Source organism: Colwellia sp. BRX8-5, assembly GCF_014077325.1.
Classification (GTDB): domain Bacteria; phylum Pseudomonadota; class Gammaproteobacteria; order Enterobacterales; family Alteromonadaceae; genus Colwellia_A.
On record NZ_JACGVR010000013.1, the window covers coordinates 97,679 to 117,964 of the forward strand.

15 protein-coding genes are annotated in these 20,286 nt (G+C 38.6%); 10 read left to right on the forward strand and 5 right to left on the reverse strand.

The features are described from left to right. The first annotated feature begins 49 nt into the window (after window positions 1-49). From parE to arsJ, 4 genes are all read left to right on the forward strand, one after another. Window positions 50-1,936 (forward strand): DNA topoisomerase IV subunit B, encoded by a 1,887-nt coding sequence (parE, locus tag H4J62_RS10860; protein WP_182175801.1) that lies wholly within the window; start codon window positions 50-52, stop codon window positions 1,934-1,936. Between the two features lie 215 nt (window positions 1,937-2,151). After that, window positions 2,152-2,508 (forward strand): metalloregulator ArsR/SmtB family transcription factor, encoded by a 357-nt coding sequence (locus tag H4J62_RS10865; protein ID WP_182216891.1) that lies wholly within the window; start codon window positions 2,152-2,154, stop codon window positions 2,506-2,508. Window positions 2,509-2,530: 22 nt separating this feature from the next. After that, complete coding sequence (locus H4J62_RS10870; protein WP_182216890.1) at window positions 2,531-3,556, forward strand: ArsJ-associated glyceraldehyde-3-phosphate dehydrogenase; 1,026 nt, start codon at window positions 2,531-2,533, stop codon at window positions 3,554-3,556. A gap of 130 nt (window positions 3,557-3,686) precedes the next feature. After that, window positions 3,687-4,928 (forward strand): organoarsenical effux MFS transporter ArsJ, encoded by a 1,242-nt coding sequence (gene arsJ / locus H4J62_RS10875; protein ID WP_182216888.1) that lies wholly within the window; start codon window positions 3,687-3,689, stop codon window positions 4,926-4,928. 70 nt (window positions 4,929-4,998) lie between these two features. Here the strand turns inward: arsJ and H4J62_RS10880 are convergent, their stop codons facing one another. Further along, the gene (locus H4J62_RS10880) at window positions 4,999-6,162 is read right to left on the reverse strand and encodes a flagella assembly protein FlgT (protein WP_182216887.1); all 1,164 of its coding nucleotides are present in this window, start codon (window positions 6,160-6,162) and stop codon (window positions 4,999-5,001) included. Between the two features lie 195 nt (window positions 6,163-6,357). On the opposite strand from H4J62_RS10880, the gene H4J62_RS10885 reads away from it, so the two are divergent. Both H4J62_RS10885 and H4J62_RS10890 read left to right on the forward strand, forming a co-directional pair. Next, window positions 6,358-7,014, forward strand: coding sequence for a FlgO family outer membrane protein (locus H4J62_RS10885; protein WP_070375998.1), 657 nt, complete (start codon window positions 6,358-6,360; stop codon window positions 7,012-7,014). A 39-nt stretch (window positions 7,015-7,053) separates the two neighbouring features. Further along, entirely contained in the window at window positions 7,054-7,521 is a 468-nt protein-coding gene (locus tag H4J62_RS10890) for an LPP20 family lipoprotein (RefSeq protein ID WP_070375999.1), read from the forward strand. Between the two features lie 17 nt (window positions 7,522-7,538). Here H4J62_RS10890 and H4J62_RS10895 read toward each other — a convergent pair whose 3' ends face one another. The 4 genes from H4J62_RS10895 to fldB form a co-directional block, all read right to left on the reverse strand. Beyond that, window positions 7,539-10,427 (reverse strand): TonB-dependent receptor, encoded by a 2,889-nt coding sequence (locus tag H4J62_RS10895; protein WP_259364959.1) that lies wholly within the window; start codon window positions 10,425-10,427, stop codon window positions 7,539-7,541. A gap of 107 nt (window positions 10,428-10,534) precedes the next feature. Beyond that, on the reverse strand, window positions 10,535-11,596 hold the full coding sequence (locus tag H4J62_RS10900; RefSeq protein WP_182216884.1) for a FecR family protein: 1,062 nt from the start codon (window positions 11,594-11,596) through the stop codon (window positions 10,535-10,537). Window positions 11,597-11,780: 184 nt separating this feature from the next. Continuing rightward, complete coding sequence (gene srmB / locus H4J62_RS10905) at window positions 11,781-13,022, reverse strand: ATP-dependent RNA helicase SrmB (protein WP_070376001.1); 1,242 nt, start codon at window positions 13,020-13,022, stop codon at window positions 11,781-11,783. Between the two features lie 90 nt (window positions 13,023-13,112). After that, a complete protein-coding gene (gene fldB, locus H4J62_RS10910) occupies window positions 13,113-13,661 on the reverse strand; it encodes a flavodoxin FldB (RefSeq protein ID WP_182216882.1) in 549 nt (182 codons plus the stop codon). Window positions 13,662-13,957: 296 nt separating this feature from the next. Between fldB and dsbC the strand changes: the two genes are divergently transcribed. From dsbC to lysS, 4 genes are all read left to right on the forward strand, one after another. Further along, window positions 13,958-14,767, forward strand: a complete 810-nt coding sequence (gene dsbC / locus H4J62_RS10915) for a bifunctional protein-disulfide isomerase/oxidoreductase DsbC (RefSeq protein ID WP_259364958.1) — start codon at window positions 13,958-13,960, stop codon at window positions 14,765-14,767. A gap of 100 nt (window positions 14,768-14,867) precedes the next feature. Beyond that, entirely contained in the window at window positions 14,868-16,613 is a 1,746-nt protein-coding gene (gene recJ, locus H4J62_RS10920; protein WP_182216881.1) for a single-stranded-DNA-specific exonuclease RecJ, read from the forward strand. 151 nt (window positions 16,614-16,764) lie between these two features. Continuing rightward, window positions 16,765-17,863 (forward strand): peptide chain release factor 2 gene (gene prfB, locus H4J62_RS10925; protein WP_182216879.1). Its coding sequence is split into 2 segments (ribosomal slippage): window positions 16,765-16,839 and window positions 16,841-17,863, totalling 1,098 coding nucleotides; the frame shifts between segments, so codons are not numbered across the junction. 63 nt (window positions 17,864-17,926) lie between these two features. Beyond that, the gene (lysS, locus tag H4J62_RS10930) at window positions 17,927-19,477 is read left to right on the forward strand and encodes a lysine--tRNA ligase (protein WP_070377186.1); all 1,551 of its coding nucleotides are present in this window, start codon (window positions 17,927-17,929) and stop codon (window positions 19,475-19,477) included. Window positions 19,478-20,286 lie beyond the last annotated feature (809 nt).

Genomic DNA, 20,286 nt, shown 5'->3' on the forward strand with positions numbered 1-20,286 from the left:
GATAGGTATTAAAACATTTTTTAATCATAATCATTATTAGAATAGTTAAATGAGCGAACAATATAATTCAGACTCCATTGAAGTCCTCAGTGGTTTAGACCCAGTACGACATCGTCCAGGTATGTACACAGATACTTCTCGCCCTAATCATTTAGGCCAAGAAGTTATTGATAACTCGGTTGATGAGGCTTTGGCTGGGCATGCGCAAAATATCACCGTTGTGCTCGATAAAGACCAATCACTGGAAATTATTGATGATGGTCGAGGCATGCCAACCGATATTCATCCCGAAGAAGGTGTCTCAGGTGTTGAGCTTATTTTCTGTAAACTTCATGCCGGTGGTAAATTTTCTAATAAAAATTATCAATTTTCTGGTGGTTTGCATGGTGTTGGCATTTCTGTGGTTAACGCACTTTCTACCCGAGTTGATGTTTCAGTTCGCCGTGACAGTAAAGTGTATGAAATGGCTTTTGAGCATGGTGAAAAAGTTGAAGAGTTACATGAAACCGGAACGGTTGGCCGAAGAAATACCGGTTCACGCGTAAAGTTTTGGCCTGATCCTAAATATTTTGACTCAGCAAATTTTTCAGTGCGTCGCTTAGTACATTTATTAAAAGCGAAAGCTGTTTTATGTCCAGGCTTGACCATCAAGTTCCATGACAAGAATGAAGATAAAAAATATCAATGGTATTACGAAGATGGATTAGTCGACTACCTGAAAGATTCTCTTAAAAGCTGTATTTGTTTACCTGAAGACCCTTTTGTTGGGACTTTTTCTTCTTCGCATGAAGCCGCTGATTGGGCCGTAACTTGGCTCTCTGAAGGTGGAGAGGGCATTGGAGAGAGTTATGTCAATTTAATTCCAACCATCCAAGGTGGTACACACGTCAATGGTTTACGCCAAGGCTTATTGGAGTCAATGCGCGAATTTTGTGAATTTAGAAACCTCATTCCTCGCGGTGTAAAATTAACGCCAGATGATATATGGGACAAATGTTCATATATTTTATCGGTGAAAATGCAAGAACCACAATTTGCAGGACAAACTAAAGAACGTTTATCTTCTCGACAATGCGCCGCTTTCGTTACCGGTGTGGTAAAAGATTCTTTTAGTTTATGGTTAAATGAACACACTGAAATCGCAGAAAACCTTGCTGAATTTTGTATTTCAAATGCTCAGCGACGCTTGCGTGCCAGTAAAAAAATTATTCGTAAAAAAATTACTCAAGGACCTGCTTTACCCGGGAAATTAACTGATTGTGGCAGTCAAGATATTGCCCGAACAGAATTGTTTTTAGTGGAAGGAGACTCGGCGGGAGGTAGTGCTAAACAAGCGAGAGACCGTGAGTTTCAAGCAATTATGCCGCTTAGAGGTAAAATTTTAAATACCTGGGAAGTCGATTCCGGACAAATACTGGCTTCACAAGAGGTCCATGATATTTCAGTGGCATTAGGCATAGATCCAGATAGTGATGATTTATCAGAATTACGCTACGGTAAAATTTGTATTCTTGCCGATGCCGATTCCGATGGTCTTCATATCGCAACGTTATTATGTGCTTTATTCATGCAACACTTTTTACCTTTAGTGCAACGTGGCCATGTTTATGTGGCTATGCCACCACTTTATCGTATCGATGTCGGTAAAGAAGTTTTCTATGCCTTAGATGAAGCCGAAAAAGACGGTGTTTTAGATCGAATAGAAGCTGAGAAAAAACGTGGTAAAGTTAATGTACAACGTTTTAAAGGTCTGGGTGAAATGAACCCTCTGCAACTACGCGAAACGACTATGGATCCAAATACACGTCGTTTAGTGCAATTAACGGTAGATGAGCACTCTGAAACGATGGAGTTAATGGATATGCTACTGTCAAAAAAACGTAGCCCAGATAGAAAAACATGGCTGCAAAGTAAAGGTGACATGGTCGAAATTTAACCATATTTAGTTTCTTAACACCAAAGCATGAGTTAACTCATGCTTTTTTTTGCGCTTTTATCTAACAACTGTTTTTATTTAAAAAGGTTATTTGCATACTCTCTCAATATGAAATAACATATGTTTTTCCATATATATGAAAAAACATATGTTAAATGTGTATTGTTATTTTATGTATGTTCCAAATAAGCTTTCGAATTAATGCGGTGCCAGTTATGAATAATGATAGGGTGGTTCAATTTTTTAAAAATTTAGCTGATGATACTCGGCTAAAAATAATTTTACTTATACAAATGGAAAAGGAACTGTGTGTCTGTGAATTAACGGCCGCTTTGTCTTTATCTCAACCTAAAATATCACGTCATATTGCCCAACTTAAATTACATCATATTCTCAGTGAACGAAAAGTAGGACGCTGGGTTTTTTATAGTCTCGTTGATGCAATGCCATTTTGGCAAAAAGAAGTCATCGAGTTATCAAGTCTTAACAATCAAGCATATTTAACCGCATGTGTAACAAACCTTATTGATATGGGCAATCGTCCGAGCAGACAGCAAACATGTTGCGAATAACCTTAATAAATAGGAATAAATCATGACAATTAAAGTAGGAATTAATGGCTTTGGCCGCATCGGACGTTTAGTTTTACGTGCGGCATGGCAATGGCCAGAAATAGAGTTTATTCAAATTAATGATCCCGCAGGTGATGCTAAAACATTAGCACACTTACTGAATTTTGACTCTATTCATGGTCGTTGGAAATTTGATGCACAAGTCGACAATAACCAAATGATCGTCTGTGATGAAGATGGTGAACATCACATTAATATTAGTCATAATTTAACCATAGCTGAAACTGACTGGTCACAATGTGATGTTGTTGTAGAAGCTTCTGGAGTGATGAAAACGACCAAACTATTAAGCGCTTATTTAGCACAAGGTGTTAAACGGGTTATGGTTACAGCACCCGTAAAAGAAGAGGGCGCCTTAAATATTGTCATGGGCGTTAATCATCACCTTTATAACAAAGCACAGCATAAAATTGTCACTGCTGCTTCTTGTACCACTAATTGTTTAGCGCCAGTGGTTAAAGTTCTCCAAGACAGTGTTGGCATAAAACACGGCAGTATGACGACTATCCATGATATTACCAATACGCAAACTATCCTTGATGCGCCTCATAAAGATTTACGTCGAGCGCGAGCTTGTGGCCAAAGTTTAATTCCAACGACTACCGGGTCTGCAACCGCTATTACCCATATTTTTCCTGAGCTAAAGGGAAAATTAAATGGTCATGCCGTGCGAGTTCCGTTAGCGAATGCCTCAATTACTGACTGTGTATTTGAGCTAAATAGAGCCGTAACAGTTGAAGAAATTAATCAATTGATGTCTACGGCGGCACAAGGAGACCTAAAAGATATACTTGGCTATGAAGAGCGTCCTTTGGTCTCTGTTGATTATAAAACGGATCCACGTTCATGTATTGTTGATGCGCTATCAACCATGGTTGTTAATGACACCCAATTGAAAATGTATTTGTGGTATGACAACGAATGGGGTTATGCCAATCGAGCTGCAGAGTTAATGTTGTTAGTTGGACGATCTGATATTAAGGACTAGTCTTTGAGAATATCGACATAGACTGCGTTTTTAAACGAATAATATCTTGGCGTTACGCTAATGTTTAATACTCTTGATTATTTATTAGCATACGCCAACATCAATCGAAAATACCATCATTGGTACCTTTATGTTAAACAGAATAACTGCACTGCCTAGTGCGGTAAAACAGTACCTATTAATTACCGCTAACTATTGGTTTTTCACCTTAACCGATGGTGCTTTGCGTATGCTGGTATTATTACATTTTCATCATCTAGGTTATTCCCCGCTTGCCATTGCGATGTTATTTCTATTTTATGAAGTTTTTGGCGTGATAACCAACCTAGTTGGCGGGTGGTTAGGAGCAAAAATTGGTTTGAATAAAACCATGAATATTGGTCTGTTCAGTCAAGTTTTTGCTTTATTAATGCTAACAGTTCCTGAACAATACTTAACCGTTATCTGGGTTATGTTGGCACAAGCGCTGTCGGGTATAGCCAAAGATCTTAATAAGATGAGCGCTAAAAGCAGTATTAAAACGTTGGTACCAACGAGCAATAACAACCAAGATCACGCTGTTCTTTTCCGTTGGGTTGCTTATCTTACAGGATCAAAAAACGCCTTAAAGGGTATCGGTTTTTTCCTAGGTGCCTGGTTACTAAGTACCGTGGGATTTTCAGTAGCCATGCTAATAATGGCGAGTGTGCTAGCGATTGTTTTTGTGCTTAGTCTGTTATTATTGCAAGGTGATTTAGGTAAGGCAAAGCACAAAGTTAAATTTAAAGAGATATTCTCAAATCACTCATCATTAAATTATTTGGCGGGCGCGCGCTTATTTTTATTTGCTGCTAGGGATATTTGGTTTGTTGTCGGATTACCGATATATTTGGTCAGTAATTTAGGTTGGCAACATACTAATGTTGGGATATTTATGGCGTTATGGATTATCGCTTATGGTATTGTTCAAGGCTCAACACCTAAATTTTTTATTAAAAATAACCAACATAATATCAAGGGTCATTTGTTATTTACTTGGGGGATGATTTTATCCGGTGTTACCTTGTTGTTAGCACTGTTGATGTTTTATGCGACCAAGCTCAACATCAGTACTGAAATCATTATTATTGCAGGCTTATTTATTTTTGGGGCTGTTTTTGCTATTAATTCTGCGCTACATAGCTATGTGATTGTAGCCATGGCGAAAGAAGATGGCGTTTCTATGGATGTTGGCTTTTATTATATGGCTAATGCCCTGGGAAGGTTATTAGGGACTGTTATGTCAGGTGTTATTTATCAATTTACTAACTTAATTACCTGTTTAATCATTTCCGCTTTGTTTGCTGGACTTTCAGCCTTATTGATTAAACGTATTAGTCTGTCAAACGAATAAGGCGCAAAACAGTGACAATGTTAACGTTAACAGCATGCTGGTAACGTTAACATTCTATATAGCGATGAAGTTAGTAACGCACCGCTAAATCATTTAATTGGATGTTACCCAATAATTGCCCGTCAGTAGTCATTGCCTGTGCGCTTTGCTGAGACACTTGGGTTATTTTTACTGTGTAAGGGCTAACGTTAAAACCTGCATAGGTTTTTCCTGAGTCAGTAATGATATTATTTAAGTGTAACAGAGAAAACTCATCACCAACTTTTACGCCATGCCTTTTACCTAAATTAATCGTTAACGAATTACCAGCTATTTGCACTACCTTGCCACGAGTAGGTTGACACATCATATTTTCGTCGATATCAATGATCATATCCCCTAACACTTTTTCAATGGCCATTCCGTATTGGCTTTGCCAGAATACTTCGCTATGAACATCAACTTGCTGACGTTTGCCAAATTCCCATGGGGCAGAACTACGGTACTGCTTAGTGAAGACAGATTCACCATTAGTACCGTTGTAAATATATAGGCTGACACTAAACTGACGGTTAAAAACATCTTCTTGCCAGAACTGCCAACCGTTGGTTGAGGCTTGTGCAAAGCTAATGTCATTAATTTCAGAATACATGACATACTGAGTATCGCTGATATTAGCTAACGACATGGTGAGATTTTTTATTGCTTCAACTTGTAAGCTGTTATTTAATCTTGAGAACTGAGACTTCTCTTTTAATAACAATCGGGTGTCTAGATAAATACCTTGGTTGTTAATTTTATAAGCAAGTTTAGCCATCAATTTATTATCAAGAGCATAAATTTTACCGATACTCGCTTGCTCTCTATGCATTAAGTTACTACGGGTAATTAATAAAGACTTTCGATAATCAGAAGAGAAGCACTGTTTACTTTGTGGGAAGATGTCAGCACGAATGGTTACGGTGACCAAATTGCCCTCATAATTTTCATCAACCAGCTCAAAAGAGTTTACGGTACCGCTGGCGCGAATATTTATTTCATTTTGTGTCAATAATCCGTTAACCGTTTTTTGCACACTCGATACGGAAGCTCCGGCAACGAGTAAGGCTTTTTTTAATGCATTCTCTATGGCTAATGTTTTTGCTCGTTCGGCATTGCCCTGCATTATTACTGACTTTCCCTGAGCTTCATACCACTGGGCATCAGCAGAATGAGTGATAAAAAATAAAAGTAGAGCTGATATAAATAAGCGCATATGAAGTCCGTCAGTAAAAAAGGTTTAATATCTACTGTCGAATATGCAGTTTCTATGCCCACTTATTTTAATACGCAAGTAACTTTATAGATTGGCGCGATTTGTGCTTTATTTATATTAGAAACTATTTGATGTCGTTTATCGATATTACTGCAAAACTGATTATTCGCTTTCAGAGCGATCAAGGGGAGCTCAATGAAAAAGTGGCTTATTCCATTATTTATTCCAACGTTGATGTCGTGTTCATCAATGAATATGATGAGTGATGAAGATAATTTTTATAAATCAAAGCAAGAAGTACGAGGTGAAATTGACAGTTTCAATCTACCTCGACATGCGATAGCAGATGTTGTTAAAGGGCTTACTTATCAGATGCTTGAAAGCAGCTCTTTTGTAAACCCTAAAACACCTATCGCGGTAGCTTCTTTTGTCGAATTAGAAAACCTTGAGTCAACTAATTGGCTGGGTAATCAAATATCAGAGAACTTTGTTCATGAATTACAGCGCCATGGTTTAGTTGTTATTGATTTTAAAACGACGGGACATATTCGTGTCACTGCTCAAGGTGATTATGTTTTTAGTCGCGACTGGAAAGAGCTGCCAGAGCGGCAGATTATTGACTATGTTGTAACCGGTACCATGATGGAACAAGAAAATGGTGTGATGATTAATGCTCGGATGATTGGTATGCAATCACGTGTTGTTGTTGCCACGGCACAATCTTTTATTCCAAGCTGGGTAATTGGTGAACAGATTAATCAAGATGAAAGTGTTCGGATAAAAGATGGATTAATCATTCGAAACAGCGTTATGTTAGCAGAAGACGAACGTTCAATTAAAATTGTTAATTAGTTTTTTATATTGATGTAGGACTAACTTTTGGTATTTATGATGAAAAAAATTATTCTTAATATATTAACCGCTGGTAGTTTAGCTTTGTTACTTGCCAGCTGTTCTAGTGTTTATGACAAACACGTACAATGGCAAAGTGTTAAGCCTGAAACCTTCCCTGTGTTACATGCTATTGGCCAAGCGCCGATAAGTTTGCAAAACTCACAACATGAAACGCAGCGTATGTTGATGGCGATTAATGCCTCAAAGCTTGCCGCTTATGCAGAACTTGCAGAACAAGTTTATGGGCAAAAGATAAATGGTGAAATGACCATGTCACAACTGATAATGGGTAAAAATGAAGTGTCAGCGTCAGTTCAAGGTGTCATCCGCGCAGCTAAAGTGATTAAAAGCTATCCTGTTGGCGACAGTTACACCACAGAGTTAAGTTTAGACTTTGAAGATGTTTATAATATTTATTTAGCTTCTTCACCCAAACGTGAAATTAAAGCGGTTACCTATTATTAAGTGTTAACAGCACACCCTTAAAAATCATACTGCAGACTTGCATAAAAATATGCGCCGTTAAAACCGAAAGGAGCTGATCGGCGTGAATATTTGAATACACCTGTGCTATCAACAATGATATTACCTTGTTGATCTTCAATCGTGCCTCCTCGAGAGTTTCCTATACGATTTTTGTCAGGCATAACATCAAATAAATTATGACTACCCACAGTGACCGCAAGATTTTTTGACATTTGATGGCTAACGCTAATATCAGTTAATAGCTCTGCGCCATAAGTTTGTTTACCACCATCGGTTATCGTATATTTACCATAGTGATTGAACAATATATTGATGGTCCAGTGCTGGTTTTTATAAAGGGTGTTTACACTTATTTTATTGCGTGGTTGCCACTCTTCAATGATAGAAATATCTTGCTGTGAAAAAATTTCTTCAACGCTAATGGTATGCAGTGTGCTGTGATCAGGTGTAAATAACTTGGTTACCTCAGTATTGGTAAAGTTTGCCGCCAAGGTGAAGTTAATATCTCCAGCAAAAGCTTGAGTCTGCCAAGTAGCAACAATATCTGTGCCTTGAGTTGCGGTATCAGCGCCATTTAAGAAAAACTGTCCTTTGGTAACAGACTCCTCAGTAAAAGCTTGGTCGAGTAGAGGTGATATTCCCATACCCAATTTACTACTAATGACAATACGATTATCAATATCAATCTGATAAAAATCAAAGCTAATATCTACATTTTCAGTAGGGCTGTAGATAAAGCCAACACTGAGGTTGTCAGATTCTTCTTCTTTTAAAGAAGGCACCCCGAGTCGAGTGGTCAAAGTACTATCATTTCTGAATGTTTCCACTTCCTCACTCAACAATGAGCCACTTTCGTCAACAATAAACTGTGTACTGATATTATTGAAATACATTTGCTGCATAGAAGGTGCACGAAAACCTGTGCTATAGGCTCCGCGCAAAATAAGTTGCTGGTGTGCTTGCCAATGCACCGCAAGTTTTGTATTGGTGCTGTTACCAAATATATCATAATCATCATAACGAATGGCCGCACTGAGCTCGATAAAGTCATTGATTTGGGTCACAGACTCCGCAAAAAGTGAAACAACATCACGGTTCTCGTTAACCGCAAGTTCAGGTGCAACCCCCGGAAAACCTTGAATACCACCAGCGGCATCTTGGTCAAACAATGCTTGATTATTGTCGGTATCATAATCCTGAAAGCTGTAGGGGTTACCTGGTATTATTTGGTATATTTCTTGGCGAAACTCTGCGCCTAACGCGAGTGAGTAATTTTCATAGTCTTGGCTAAAAAGTAAATTTACTGTCTCAAGTGACAAGGATAGCCCGTAAGCAAAAGCAGACTTTGGTAATTGAGCACGTAATTCATCTACTGTTAAGTCACTGGTTTGTAATAGATAGTTAGCGTAAGAAGCATTAAGTGAATCTTTAGTCGTATAGTCTATTTGGTTCTTGCCATAGGTATATGAAATATCAATGGCGCTGTCATTATCGAAAGCCACTTTATAGCCAAAATTGTATGACATATCTTTTATATCTGAATCTATTTTGGGTAAATAACCCTGAGGAATAGTTGCTTGACCATCACTTAATAATGGGTTTTCATTGTTATTCGCGCTGTGACGAAAAAATGCGGCAGATTGGTTTTCTCGATGTGAATAGGTTAAAAAGCCATAAAGTTGCCCGTTATTCAGTTCAAATGTACTGTTTGCGGCAAAAGAAAGTTGTTGATACGAAGGGTCGCCAATACGAAATGTTGCTCGGTTAGCGGATAACTCTCGAGGATCATCGGTTTGCCAATGACCATTGTCCAATTGAGTGCACTGGCCAAATTGGCAGGCACCATGTAAACCTGAGCGGTTGGTACTTTGATGGTCGACTAAACTTAATGTGGCATTGATAAAGCCATCATCACCCAGCGGTAAACCTTGCGTATAAGATAGCTGAAAATCTTGACCATCACCTTGCTGATAAGCACCAGCTGATGTTATTAAGGTCGCTTGCTCATTACTATCGTTTAGCACAATATTAATAACACCCGCTATGGCATCCGAGCCATATTGTGCGGCTGCACCATCACGTAAAATTTCAATACGTTTAATGGCTCTTACTGGAATGGCGTTCATATCTGTACCAGCTGTACCTCGGCCAACAGAGCTATTAATATGAATTAAACTCGCTTGATGACGACGCTTACCATTTAATAAAATCAGTGTCTGATCCGGTCCTAAACCACGCAATGTTGCTGGCTGTAATACGTCACTGCCATCACTTATTGCTGAACGAGAAAAATTAAAAGAAGGTACTAGTGCTTGCAATATTTGACCAAGGTTAGTCTGGCCACTATTACGCAGAGTGTCCGCAGATATAATATCAACAGGAACAGGTAACTCTTTTACGGTTCTGCCATTAATATGACTACCAACAATAACTATTTTTTCAATGGCTTTGACTTTTTCTGTGGTCTTAATTTCTTGTTTAGATTTGCTCTGCGCTGTAACGTTATTTTTCTGCTTTATCGACCATTGGCCTTTATTATTTATTTCTGCATGAAGCCCCGTGTTTTTAAGGAGCTTCCTCAAAGCCAAAGAAACTGAGTAATAACCCTCTATGGCATTACTGTTAAAACTTCGGGTTAAATCATAAGAAAATATAATGGTCTGATCGGCCTGCTGGGCAAGTTTAATTAATGCTTGATCAACGGATTGAGCGGCGACAGTAAAGTGCGTTATATTGGGTGCAATAGCTTGTACTTTAGCTTGAGTGGTTAAACTAAAAGATAATGGAAAAATAATAAAGAATGAACAAAAAAAATGTGTCAATAGTTTTGTTAAAACGGCACGGTGTTGCTGTTTTTTTCTTTCTTTAAATAAATAGTTTAGCAAGGTGTCAACTAGTGCTTTGATTGTGATCGTTGAATACAGAAAGCTCACCTTCTATTTATAATTTTTATTCATTGTACTTATCTATAGCCTATTTGAGGCGTTGACCATTAAATTATGGCGTCAGTTGCTTTGGTGATAACTACAGTGTTGTGACTTGTCTTGGTATATTTTAGGTCGAAATTATAGCTAATTGAATCTAATAAAGTACCAACATCGTCTGACTTAAAATAACCGGACACTTTCATTTGGGCAAGCGCTTTATCTTTAATGGTAAATTTAACATCGGTATAGCGACTAATTTCATCAAGTGCAGTGGCCAGTGATTCACCATCAAAAATAAGTATGCCTTTTTTCCAGGAAAGTTCCTGAGATAAAGTGAGTGATGAAATTTTATTTGTCGGTGATTGAATTTTGTTGATTATAGTCGATTTTTCACCTGCAACTATAATGCTATTTTTTTGCGGAAATTGAACCGTACTGGCTATTTTTTTCGTTAATGCCGGTAATGCTTCATTCGAATCAGCGATTAATACTCGCCCTTCGGTAACAATTAACTCTAACTGATTATTATCGCTTTTTTGTACATTAAAAATGGTGCCTAAAGCGGTAAATGATTGTTGCCCAGACGTGACACTAAAGGGGCGTAATTTATCTTTTGCGACTTCAAAAGAGGCTTCGCCTTTGATCAAATTTAATTGACGATGTTCTTCACTGAAGCTAATAGTGAGTAAACTATCAGTGTTTAACTCGACATTTGAACCATCGGGTAAGGTCACTTTTTTATGCTCGCCTATTTTTGTTGAAAATTGATCATAAATAACTTCAGATGACGTTGATTGAAAAAACGAAAATATTGGTTTATTTAAAAAAAACTCACTGGTAATGATACCAAAGAAAATAACACTGGCAGCCATTGATAATTGCATGAATAATTTTTTAGAGTGAGGAGAATGTTTTTTTTCTAAAGGAAATAAACCATTAAACTCGGCAAGTAACTTAGAAATTTTGGTCGAAGGTGAGTACTTATGAAGGGCTAAGTGATGATTGTTTTCTTGATTAACCCAAGCAACAAAAGCTTGTCGCTCTTGTTGCGATAATCCTTGTTCAATGCGAGATAGCCAATACTTGGCCTGCACTTCTATTTCATTATTATATTGTATTTTAGCCATAATAAATATTTTGTCTTCATTCAATTCACGCAAACATCGATATATTTATTCGACCATGCCGTGCATCCTAGCGTAATAGCAAACGGTTTTTTATTATCAAGTAAAACTTACTTTACCTAACAAATCAATATGATAATCAGGGCTTTCAAAACTAGAAAACCCTCCTATATTTTCTACTCTACCTTTATTTCTTTTTGTTTGCACGTTTTGCTTGTTTTTTCGCCTTAGCTTTTTTCTGTGATTTACTAATTTTGATCTTAGGTTTTTTCAAGGCAACTTTAGACTCTTTATATTGTGGTTTTAAGCCTTCAATATTTCGACGTGATAAACGCTCGTCCATGTAACGTTCAATCTTGGCAATGACAGGCATATCGTGTGCTTCAACTAAAGAGATAGCCGTACCTTTATTACCCGCTCTGCCTGTACGACCAATACGATGTAAATAAATATCTGCTTTGCGTGGCATATCAAAGTTAATAACATGAGTAATGTCATCAATATCTAAACCACGAGCAGCAACATCAGTAGCAACCAATACTTTTACCATACCTGAGCGTAAACGGTTAATGGCATGATTACGTTTGTCTTGTGGCATTTTACCTTCAAGCCAAGCACAGGGGATTTCTTCAGCGTAGAGTTTTCCTGACAAATGCTGGACCGTTTCACGTTTGTTGGCAAAAACAACCGTGCGTTCAAAGCCTTCTTGTTTTAACAAGTTGATTAATAATTTAAATTTATGTTCTTTGTCATCTGCTAAATGAAGCCATTGGTGAATTTTGGCTTTTTCTTTTCGTGATGGGTGAGACTCTAAAAATACTGGCTCGTTAAGTACTTCTTTTGAAAAACGTAAAACACCCGCACCTTCGAGGGTTGCTGAGAAAAGCATGGTTTGCTTACGCCAGCGAGCTTCACCAACAATACGGTTAATCGCATCAGAGAAACCCATATCAAGCATACGGTCAGCTTCATCAAGTACAAGAATTTCAATGTCGCGGGCTTCAAATTGTTCTGATTCAAGATATTCAAGTAGACGGCCTGGCGTAGCAACTAGAATATCGGTGTTCTTAGTTAAGACATCTTTATGGCTGTCATAACTAACACCACCAGTGATCAACCCAGTTTTAATATCAGTTAATTCAGTTAATTGTGTACATTGCTCACTGGTTTGAATAGCAAGCTCGCGCGTTGGTGACAAAATAAGTACCCGAGGAAAACCTGGGCTTTTACGCGGGTAATCTAGCAGATGTTGAGCGATAGGTAATATAAAAGCAGCTGTTTTACCTGTGCCCGTTGGCGCTGAAGCTAAAACATCTTTACCTGTCATGGCGACAGGTAAAACCAACTCTTGAATAGATGTTGGTTTTTTATAGCCAGCATTTGTAATGCCGCCTAGTAGTGCTGAATCTAGGTCAAATTGCTCAAACATAAAGTATAATTTCGGTCAGGATAATATTGCCGTGAATTATAAAGCGAAACAGGCTATTTAGCTAAAGCTAAAGCTATTTATTTTTAGTTTTTATTCACTTTCAATAATCTCAGCTATTTCTCTTTGAATTTGTTGACACCACAATGCAATACGTTCATCACTTTGTTCGTATTGATTGTCTTCATCTAATGCCAAACCGACAAATTGACTATTATCTTCGGTGAGCGCTTTAGAGGCTTCAAACTCATAACCTTGGTTGGGCCAAAAACCAATAACAAAACCATCTTGGGCGATGACTTGTTCATGCAACATGCCCAGCGCATCTTGAAACCACTCGGTATAACCAATTTGGTCACCCATGCCATAAAGGGCGATAATTTTTCCTGATAAATCTAAAGTCGCGATATCATCCCAGTGGCCCTCCCAATCTTCTTGAATTTGACCATAATCCCAAGTAGAAATACCCATGATAACCAGATCGAAATCGTCAATCTTACTTAGTGGTGTCTCTTTGATATTAAACAATTCAACGTCGAACTCTGTCTTGAACTTTGCTTTGTCAGCAAAATATTGTTGAATTTTCTCCGCCGCCATTTCAGTATAACAAGTGGTAGAACCGTAAAATAAACCAATTTTCATGAGGTAGCCTTTAGCATCTTTTTTGAGCTTAGAAGTAAGATATTGACCGATTAACATTAGGGTCACTATTTTTGCGAGAGTTTAACAGATAGTTTATATCAAGGCAGTAAAATATATATATCGTTATAAAGTGGCTGTTTACACTTATTAATAGAGTGATATGACTAGGTTTATTGCATTTTATTTCAATTCCCTGTAATTTTACCGACTAAGAAACGGTCATGTTATATAGCTCAATTAATCTTGTGTAATCACTGAGATTACCGATTGTTAGTTCTACTTTTAGGAAGTCATTAATGTTTAAGAAAATTTCCCTTGCCCTTACGGCGGTTTGTATCGGTGTTGCTGGTTTAGTGTTTGCTGTAGAGCAGCCGACTGTGGTTGCAAGTAGCGCCTCAACCACCACATCTACCATGAATAATCCTACCCAATTCGATGCGGTTCAATTAAAAGCAAAGCTTAGTTTAATGTTAGGCCTAGAAATTGATGCCGTTAAACCATCAGCTATGCCTGGTTTAGTTGAACTTATCACTAACCAAGGTTTATTCTATGCGAGTGCCGATGGTCAATTTTTCATTCAAGGTAAACTTTATGGTTTAGGCGGCAAGGTTGTCAATTATTCAGAAGCAAGTTTAGCGCAAGTTCGACTTGATGGTCTGGACAAGTTTGCTGATGCGATGATTGTCTATCCAGCAAAAAATGAAAAGCATGTTGTGACCGTATTCACCGATATCACTTGTGGCTACTGCCGTAAGATGCATGAACAAATGGATGAATATAATGAAAAAGGTATTACGGTACGTTATTTAGCTTACCCTCGTTCAGGTGTGAAAGACCGTTCGGGTCAATATTCTCAAGGCTTTAAAGATTTACGCTCTATTTGGTGTCATGAAAATCCAGCAGATGCGTTAACAAAAGCTAAAATGGGTTCAAATGTTGCACAACGTATATGTGATAAACCCATTGAAGATGAGTTTGATTTTGGCCGTCAAGTTGGGGTTAGTGGCACACCGGCTGTTATTTTAGAAAACGGTATGATGTTACCTGGCTATCAAGAACCGGATGCGCTTGTTGCTATAATTGAACAGATGAAAGCGGCAGGATAAATTATAATCGTTTGTTAATGATTTAACCTAAGTGGCAGGCCAAATAGCCTGCCATTTTGCTCTCTTAACCTCTTTGAATTAATCATCAGAAACTCTCCTTATGCAAAAGCAAATAGTACGCCGTGTCAAAGTTGAAGATAACCATCTTCCCAATCATCTTCATCCACTTATTAAGCAGATATATGCCAGCCGCGGTATTGATAAGGCAATTGAACTCGAACTTAATGTCAGCCAACTCTGTGCCATTGAAAGTTTAAAAGGGATTAATCAAGGCTGTGAGGTTTTATATGAAGGCTTAGTCGCGAATAAAAACATTGCCATTATTGGGGATTTTGATGCAGATGGTGCGACTAGCACTGCATTAATGATGGAAGCTTTACGTTTGTTTGGCTGTGATAATTATCAATTCCTAGTACCTAATCGATTTATATATGGTTATGGTTTAACACCTGAAATTGTCGAAATAGCTGCTAAGCAAGGCGCTGAGCTATTAATAACCGTTGATAATGGTATTAGTTGTGTTGCCGGCGTCGCTAAAGCCAAGTCTTTAGGATTAGGTGTTATTGTTACCGACCATCACTTACCGGGCATGACACTACCTGATGCCGACGCTATTATTAATCCAAACCAAGTTGGCTGTGACTTCGCCAGTAAAGCGCTGGCGGGTGTTGGTGTTGCTTTTTATTTTATGATGGCAATGCGTAAATATTTACGTGAGAAGAACTGGTTCGTTGACAAAAAAATAGCAGAGCCTAATATTGCTCAACTCCTTGACTTAGTTGCCTTGGGGACCGTAGCCGATGTTGTTTCTCTTGACAACAATAATCGAATTTTGGTTGAACAAGGCTTGAAAAGAATTCGTGCGGGAGTTACGCGCCCAGGCATTCAAGCATTGCTCGAAATAGCCGGTAAAGATCAGAAAAAGATAGTTGCTAGTGATTTTGGTTTTGCTTTGGGTCCAAGAATAAATGCCGCAGGGCGTTTAGACGATATGTCTTACGGTATTAATTGTTTGCTTGCCAAAGACCTTGCTTCTGCTCGAGTAATGGCTGCTGATCTTGATGATTTAAATAAGTCGCGCCGAGAAATCGAGCAGGGCATGCAGCAAGAAGCAGAACAAGTGCTGAAAAGCTTAAATTTTTCTGATGATAACTTACCGCACGCGATTTCTTTGTTTCAAAAAGATTGGCATCAGGGGGTTATCGGTATTGTTGCTGGTCGTTTAAAAGAAAAGTATCACCGACCCAGTATTGTTTTTGCTGGCACGAGTGATGACCTTTCTCTTGAGAAAACAGGAAAAACCAGTGAAATTAAAGGTTCCGCACGCTCTATTCCTGGTTTACATATTAGAGATTTACTGGAACATATTGACACGCAGCACCCAAATATCATTATTAAATTTGGTGGTCACGCCATGGCAGCTGGCTTATCAATAGCAGAAGAAAACTTTGAAGAATTTCAGCGCTTATTAAATCAATATGCCGAGCTTTGGTTAAGCAGTGACGATCTCAAAGGTACGCTCGCCTCCGATGGCGAACTACCCACCAATGAAATGACCTTATCTTTTGCTCAGCTATTACGTGATTCTGGCCCTTGGGGACAAAACTTTATCGAACCTTTATTTGACGATAAATTTAAGTTGGTTCAGCAACGCATTGTCGGCCAGAAACATCTGAAACTGGTTGTTGAAAAAGCGGGGCAAGTTTTTGATGCTATCGCTTTTAATGTTGACTTAAGCCGTTGGCCTGACCATCAAACTCAACAAGTCCACCTTGCTTACCGTCTCGATATTAATGAATTTCGTGGCAAGCAAAGTGTGCAATTTATTGTGGAATACCTTGAATAAAAGCCTGGCGATTCATTGCTTTATTTTCAGCCAGTTTAGTCAGTTAAATCGTTTATTTAGCGATGAAATTACGCTATAATGCGCGACTATTTTATTTTATTCTTTCGGGCGTGCATCTTGACGCCAAATTTGCGATGTAAAATTATAAACTATGATTGAAGCTAACCCGGTATTAAACAAGATTAAAGACATCCGCGAGCGTACAGATATGCTTCGGGGGTATCTTTGACTACGACCAAAGATCAGAACGTTTGGTTGAAGTGGTGCGTGAATTAGAGTCACCTGAAGTTTGGAATGATCCTGAACGAGCACAAGCACTCGGTAAAGAGCGCTCTTCTCTTGAAGCCATCGTTGAAACCATTGATGAAATGGATCGAGGCTGTGAAGACGTTGAAGGTTTAGTTGAACTTGCTCTAGAAGAAGACGACGAAGAAACCTTTAACGATGCGAGCGATGAAATTCAAGCGCTAGAAAAAAGTTTAGAAAAATTAGAATTTCGCCGGATGTTTTCTGGTGAACATGACGAAAATAGCTGTTATTTAGATATTCAATCGGGCTCTGGTGGCACTGAAGCACAAGACTGGGCTGAAATGTTAATGCGTATGTATTTGCGTTGGGGTGAAGCACACGGTTATAAAACAGAAGCGATTGAAGTGACTGACGGTGATGTTGCCGGTATTAAAGGGTGTACGATTAAGTATACCGGTGAATACGCTTATGGCTGGTTACGTACAGAAACAGGTGTTCATCGCTTAGTAAGAAAATCACCATTTGATTCCAGTGGTCGTCGTCATACCTCATTTGCTTCGGCATTTATTTATCCTGAGATTGACGATAATATTGAAATCGATATTAATCCTGCTGATTTACGTATTGATACCTTTCGTGCCTCGGGCGCTGGTGGTCAACATGTTAATAAAACTGATTCAGCTATTCGTATTACCCATGTTCCAACGGGCGCTGTTGTCGCTTGTCAAGCTGACCGCTCTCAACATAAGAACCGTGCAACGGCGATGAAGTTGTTAAAAGCTAAGCTCTTTGAAATGGAAATGCAAAAGAAAAATGAAGGCAAGCAAGAATTAGAAGATGGTAAATCTGACATTGGCTGGGGTAGTCAAATACGCTCATACGTTTTAGACGACAGCCGAATTAAAGATTTACGCACAGGCGTTGAAAATCGAAATACCCAAGCAGTTTTAGATGGCGATTTAGACAAATTTTTAGAAGCCAGCCTAAAATCTGGTTTATAAAGTAGAAGAGCCTTGCGTGGCAAGGTTCGACAATCAAAACTTAAAAAGTTAACGAGAAAAAAAATGACCGACCAAGCACAAGTAAATCAGCAAGATGAAAACAAATTAATCGCCGAACGTCGCGGTAAATTAGCGAAAATTCGTGAAAACTGTCCGGCTAATGGCCACCCAAACAAGTTTGACCGAAAACACTACGCTGCTGATTTACAAGCTGAGCATGGTGAGAAAGATAAAGAAACACTTGAAGCTGAAACAGCAACCTATAGTATTGCTGGTCGAGTTATGGCTAAGCGTGGGCCATTTTTGGTACTACAAGATATGTCTGGTCGCATCCAAGCTTATGCACATAAAACAGTGCAAAAAGATATTAAAGAGCGTTGGGGCACTTTAGATATCGGCGATATTATCGGTGTTACCGGCACTATGCATATGTCTGGTAAAGGCGATTTATATGTCAATATGGACGAATATCAATTACTCACTAAGTCATTGCGCCCGTTACCTGAAAAATTCCACGGTTTATCTGATGTTGAAACTAAGTATCGTCAACGCTATGTTGATTTAATCATCAATGAAGAAACGCGTAATACTTTCCTTATTCGTTCAAAAATTGTTGAAGGTATTCGTCAGTTTTTAACTGTTCGTGGTTTCATGGAAGTTGAAACGCCAATGTTACAAACTATTCCTGGTGGCGCAACGGCTAAACCTTTTGAAACTTTTCATAATGCCTTAGACATTCAAATGTATATGCGTATTGCCCCTGAGCTTTATTTAAAGCGCTTAGTCGTTGGTGGTTTTGAAAAAGTATTCGAAATTAACCGTAACTTCCGTAACGAAGGCTTATCTTCACGTCATAACCCAGAATTCACTATGATTGAATTCTATCAAGCTTATGCAGATTACATTGATTTAATGAATATCACTGAGGATATGTTACGTACTCTTGCTGAAAACGTACTAGGTAGCTCTGTTATTCGTAACACAGTTAAAAATAGTGATGGCGAAGTCGTTGAAGAGAAATTTTATGACTTTGGAAAATCGTTTACGCGCTTATCTATGGTTGATGCTATTTTATTATACGGTAACGACCTAGACGAAAACATTTTACGTAACCCAGAAGCAAACTTCGACGCACTTAAAGCTATGGCCAAAACTGTTGGTGTTAAAGAAACAGAAGCATCAAAAGTATGGGGCCCAGGTAAATACATTTGTGAAATATTTGAAGAAGTTGCTGAGCATATGCTTGATCAACCTACTTTCATTACAGAGTACCCTTGGGAAGTTTCACCATTAGCACGTCGTAATGATGACAACCCATTTATTACTGACCGTTTTGAATTTTTCGTTGGTGGCCGTGAATTAGCGAATGGCTTCTCTGAGCTTAATGACGCAGAAGACCAAGCAGCACGTTTCCGCAACCAAGTTGAAGGCAAAGATGCTGGTGACGATGAAGCGATGCATTATGATGAAGACTATATTCAAGCGCTTGAATATGGTTTACCGCCAACTGCGGGTGAAGGTATTGGTATTGACCGTTTAGTGATGCTGTTTACTGACTCACCAACGATCAAAGATGTTATTTTGTTCCCTCATATGCGTCCTTTAGCTGAGTAACCTTTATAAAGAACGCTTTTAGAAGCGTTCATTTTATTTTATAAAAGCCGGATAAGTTAATTACTTATCCGGCTTTTCTGTGTAGAAAGAACGAAGGTGTTATCAAAATGACTGAGCCTTATCCCTTTATCGTCATGCTGAATTTATTTCAGTATCTGATTTTTGTGTTGTCAACGACGAGATCCTGAAACAAGTTCAGGATGACGGAGGTGGTATCAGGATGATGAAGTTAGTATCAAAATAATAGCCTGGGTTCAGACTAACAGTGTCTAGTTATCCCTTTACCGTCATGCTGAATTTATTTCAGTATCTGCTTTTTGTGTTGTTAACGACGAGATCCTGAAACAAGTTCAGGATGACGGAGGTGGTATCAGGATGACGGAGGTGGTATCAGGATGATGAAGTTAGTATCAAAATAATAGCCTGGGTTCAGACTAACAGTGTCTAGTTATCCCTTTACCGTCATGCTGAATTTATTTCAGTATCTGCTTTATGTGTTGTTAACGACGAGATCCTGAAACAAGTTCAGGATGACGGAGGTGGTATCAGGATGACGACGGACGTGTTATCAGGATCAAGGAGGTGTTATCAGAATGACTGAGGCTTATCCCTTTACCGTCATACTGAATTTATTTCAGTATATGCTTTTGTGTTGTTAACGACGAGATCCTGAAACAAGTTCAGGATGACGGGTGTGGTATCAGGATGGCGACGGCTGTGGTCTCAGGTTGACGGATGTGGAATCAGCACGTCGGATGTGGTATCATGATGACGGATGTGGTATCAGGATGACTGAGGCTTATCCCTTT

Coding starts and splice junctions, on each gene's coding strand:
- parE (WP_182175801.1), top strand. CDS start 50: ATGAGCGAACAATATAATTCAGACTCCATTGAAGTCCTCAGTGGTTTA.
- H4J62_RS10865 (WP_182216891.1), top strand. CDS start 2,152: ATGAATAATGATAGGGTGGTTCAATTTTTTAAAAATTTAGCTGATGAT.
- H4J62_RS10870 (WP_182216890.1), top strand. CDS start 2,531: ATGACAATTAAAGTAGGAATTAATGGCTTTGGCCGCATCGGACGTTTA.
- arsJ (WP_182216888.1), top strand. CDS start 3,687: ATGTTAAACAGAATAACTGCACTGCCTAGTGCGGTAAAACAGTACCTA.
- H4J62_RS10880 (WP_182216887.1), bottom strand. CDS start 6,162: ATGCGCTTATTTATATCAGCTCTACTTTTATTTTTTATCACTCATTCT.
- H4J62_RS10885 (WP_070375998.1), top strand. CDS start 6,358: ATGAAAAAGTGGCTTATTCCATTATTTATTCCAACGTTGATGTCGTGT.
- H4J62_RS10890 (WP_070375999.1), top strand. CDS start 7,054: ATGAAAAAAATTATTCTTAATATATTAACCGCTGGTAGTTTAGCTTTG.
- H4J62_RS10900 (WP_182216884.1), bottom strand. CDS start 11,596: ATGGCTAAAATACAATATAATAATGAAATAGAAGTGCAGGCCAAGTAT.
- srmB (WP_070376001.1), bottom strand. CDS start 13,022: ATGTTTGAGCAATTTGACCTAGATTCAGCACTACTAGGCGGCATTACA.
- fldB (WP_182216882.1), bottom strand. CDS start 13,661: ATGAAAATTGGTTTATTTTACGGTTCTACCACTTGTTATACTGAAATG.
- dsbC (WP_259364958.1), top strand. CDS start 13,958: ATGTTTAAGAAAATTTCCCTTGCCCTTACGGCGGTTTGTATCGGTGTT.
- recJ (WP_182216881.1), top strand. CDS start 14,868: ATGCAAAAGCAAATAGTACGCCGTGTCAAAGTTGAAGATAACCATCTT.
- lysS (WP_070377186.1), top strand. CDS start 17,927: ATGACCGACCAAGCACAAGTAAATCAGCAAGATGAAAACAAATTAATC.